Genomic DNA, 3,643 nt, shown 5'->3' with positions numbered 1-3,643 from the left:
TCACAAAATTTGACCTATTACTACAATAACTGCACTATAAACTAACATCCATTGCCATAAAAAAGGCGAAAATAGTTCCATGAAATGACTACTTCCATAAAAATATAATGCGACAATAAAGAAGATAATACCTCCAAAACCATTACGAATAATATTAAAAAATCCTACCGGAATTCGATGAAGACGCGCTTTACTAATAGTATTAGAAATTGCCGTAGCGGTCGCTCCAATTGCGGCTAAAATTTCTCCTGAATTGATAGATATCATATTTGTAGAATCAACTGAGTTTTGCCCAAAACTTTGCAAAACTATAATTAAAATTACTCCGGCAAATGAAATAATTGCTCCAGTAATTTTCCACCGATTAACTTTTTCTCCTAGCAAAAAAATAGCTAGTGCTAAAGTTAAGGGAGGTTCAATACGTCCAATTAATATTACATTGTTAACCATTGTGCGAGAAAGTGCTTCAAATGAGGCAGCAGGAGATAGAGCGCCAGCTAGGAATGCAACGGCTAACATACTTGCCCAATCTTGACTTGAAAATTGTTGAAAGTAACGTAGATTTAGCTGTTTTCTATAGATAATAATTAAAATTAATAGGGCACAGATATTTCCTACAAATAAAACATTACAAAATGAAATGGGATTTTCTCCAGGAAATTTTTCGGCACCAATTTCTGTTAATTGTTTTGTAATTGCGTTAGAAGAACCGAAAATAATGATTGCTAATAATAAGTAAATTTGTCCGGGGATTTTTTGCCAAAGGTTAGAGATATTTACAATTTTTTGGTTCATTTTTAACTATGGCTTGCTGATTAAATTTAAAAGTATTGACATATAAAGACAAGTGCCTTTTTGGAGTCTAAAAAAATGCCTGGTATCACGTCTAAAACGCTTAAAAAGTTAGTATTTTAGGCTCATAGTTGGGCAGAAAAATCCCAAATTGACAATTCAAATCCGAATAGTTAAGGTAAAAATCCTCTCATGAGCAAGGAAAAACAAGAAAAATTTTTCATAATTATTCAGCCCATTCCGTTTTCACTCTAGAGGTAATTATTAATAATTAATAATTACCTCCTCGCTCATTCCCATTTCTCCTGTCTCCTGTCTCCTGTCTCCTGTCTCCTACTCCGACTAAAAGACTTTTGAGCGCAAACCCTAACTAGAGTTTCCAAGACTGATGACAAGTCCAAGAGTTATTGGGATGGCGTTCATAAAATCGTAATTCCCATAATACCTCTGCTTGGGAATTGATGATTTTTTTTGCTATTTTTGCTAGTGTTTGTTGTTGTTCTGATGGAAATTTGTAGGCTAAACTGAGATGTAAATTATTTTTGAGGCGTAATTCATCAATACGAGTTTTTGAATTGGCTAGATGAGCAAAGTTAGCAATCAATTTTTCTAGCCAAATTGATTTTAATTGGAGATAATGAAAGTCTGTTTTTAACTCCATATCTACAACAACTATAGGTGGCGCTGGGCGATTTTGACTAGTATTGTTTAAGGCAGTATCTAAAGCTTGAAGATAAATTGGAACTGCGGTTAATTGGTCGTGAAAAAAACCTGTCAAGGTACAGTGCGGCATATATTGATGTGCAGCATTTTCACTACATTCTGCACGAGTAGTGGTGAAATATTCTTCTAGTTGATTATTTAGTTCACCTACTGGGCAAGCATATACGATAAATTCTCGTAGCATCAGATTATAGATTAAATTTATGATTTTTGAGTTTACAGCAGAAAAAAGAAGGAAGAAGGAATAATCTTACCGAATAATTAAGGTTTAAAGCCTCTCCTTTAAAGGAGAGAAAAAATTTTCCCTACCGCGTCAATCCTCTTCTTTTCAAGTAGAGGTAATAATTAATTATTAATTATTAATTATTAATTATTAATTGTTGAAGTTGTCTTAGTTTTAAGCTTTTGATTTGTCCTAACCTTTCCTTCGACTGCTATACAGCGCTTTTCAAATTGATCAACCACATCGTCACAAAAAAAATCCTGTAGGGGCGTTTTGCTCCGCAACATATAAAGCGGCAGCTTTGCGTTAGCAAATGGCCATTAGTCCCTAATTATTATTTGTAACATTCTTTTTTCATCCCTGGTATTACTCTCCTCTCCTGAATTCTGACTCCTGAATTATGAATATAGAACTCCATTCCACTTTCCTACGGAATTTTAGGCAAACACGAACAAAAACTTTCTTTTATATCAAATCCGTTTAATTCGGCACGTAAAAAATGTTCCATCTTCAACCATTACCAAATATTTCCCCATCTCTTCATCTCCCCATCTCTGGGTCTCCCTACCTCCTCACGCTTCCCACACTCCCCACACTCCCCTCCTGGGAGGGGTTAGGGGTGGGTCCCCACACTATGAATCTAATTACACCGATGCTACCGGATTTGATATTACTCTCCACTTCTGACTCCTGACTCCTGACTCCTGACTCCTGAATCCTGACTCCTGACTTCTCATATTGCAATTAAGAAAACTGTAGAGCTAGGGTTTCAGATATAGGTGTTTGAGGTAAGCAAGAACTAGAAGTTACATATTTATTAACTATTTCTAGAACTTGTTTTTCTCTAATTGGTTTAACGAGATAATCTGAACATCCTACCATTGTTGCTCGAACTCTATCTATTAATCGATTACTGCTTGTTAAAATTATTACTGGTGTTTCTTTTAATGCGGAAATACGACGAATCTGAGCACAAATTTCATAACCATTTGCTATGGGCATGATTAAGTCTAGAAAAATCAGATCTGGTTTTTTTTCTATCAAGGTTATGATTGCTTTGACTGAGCTGTTAATTCCGACAAAATCAAAACTATTAGCAGTCATAATTTGTTTCATTTGATGACAAACTATTAGGCTATCATCTATACAAGCAATTAAAGCTTTATTTTTTTTCTTTTGGCTAAATTCTCTTTGTTTATATAACTGTAGATTTGTTTTTTGGAACTGGGGAAATATTATGGGAATATCTGGTAGTTTTGTCAGCTTGATTAATCCTTTTTGAATATGAGGCAAGAAAAATTTTGCTAGACGAAACTGGTCTGATTTTATCTGACTCGCCATATCTCTTAAACTACATTGACTGTTGATTAATTTGCCTAATTTAGTATAGAGAATGGGTGATATTTTTTCTTGGAATTGCTCTGGTTTATATAAAATAATCCCAAAATTAGGAGATAAATTTTTTAACCCTGAGCTACTCCAGTTACACCAATTTTCTACTGCTTTTTTAAGAATAATTTTCGTGTCAATTAAAACTCTTGGCCAACGCAGGATGTTTGTCGTAATATTTGGTTCAATTTTATAACTTATTTGTCTCTGATTTTCCTGTTGTAATATATCAAATAGTACTTCTAAAACTATTGATTTAACAATCTTTTCAAACTGTTCTCTAGTAATTTGCTGTTCCTGAAGTAAACTACACAATAATTGATAAATCCAGCAATTATGATTATTATTAATTTGGAAAGGGTCTAAATTTATCGGATTAATTTTAACTTGATAGCGTATTATATGTTGTCGTAATTGTCGCCGAGAGTGTTCACAGCTATAACCCCAGACTATACGACCTCTAAAAAAGTAAAGACTCCACTTATCTATAGGGCTAGCTAACACATTCAAACTACA

4 protein-coding genes are annotated in these 3,643 nt (G+C 33.9%); all 4 read right to left on the bottom strand.

What is annotated here, in order from left to right; all coding sequences use genetic code 11:
- A complete protein-coding gene (locus F6K13_RS23660) occupies nucleotides 1–795 on the bottom strand; it encodes a DMT family transporter (RefSeq protein ID WP_287288578.1) in 795 nt (264 codons plus the stop codon).
- A gap of 367 nt (nucleotides 796–1,162) precedes the next feature.
- Nucleotides 1,163–1,699 carry a hypothetical protein gene (locus F6K13_RS23655; RefSeq protein WP_124146698.1) on the bottom strand — a complete coding sequence of 179 codons (537 nt, stop codon included), beginning with the start codon at nucleotides 1,697–1,699 and terminating at the stop codon, nucleotides 1,163–1,165.
- Nucleotides 1,700–2,302: 603 nt separating this feature from the next.
- Nucleotides 2,303–2,482: a hypothetical protein gene (locus F6K13_RS23650; RefSeq protein ID WP_124154594.1), complete on the bottom strand. Its 180-nt coding sequence runs from the start codon at nucleotides 2,480–2,482 to the stop codon at nucleotides 2,303–2,305.
- On the bottom strand, nucleotides 2,483–3,643 hold a 1,161-nt coding region (locus F6K13_RS23645; protein ID WP_287288576.1), incomplete at its 5' end, for a response regulator. It lies immediately after the preceding gene.

Origin of the sequence: Okeania sp. SIO2B9 (assembly GCF_010672505.1) — a bacterium.
Classification (GTDB): Bacteria; Cyanobacteriota; Cyanobacteriia; order Cyanobacteriales; family Microcoleaceae; genus Okeania; species Okeania hirsuta.
The sequence above is the reverse complement of the archived record's forward strand: the minus strand, read 5'-3'. Positions and strand labels throughout refer to the sequence as shown.

Coding starts and splice junctions, on each gene's coding strand:
- F6K13_RS23660 (WP_287288578.1), bottom strand. CDS start 795: ATGAACCAAAAAATTGTAAATATCTCTAACCTTTGGCAAAAAATCCCC.
- F6K13_RS23655 (WP_124146698.1), bottom strand. CDS start 1,699: ATGCTACGAGAATTTATCGTATATGCTTGCCCAGTAGGTGAACTAAAT.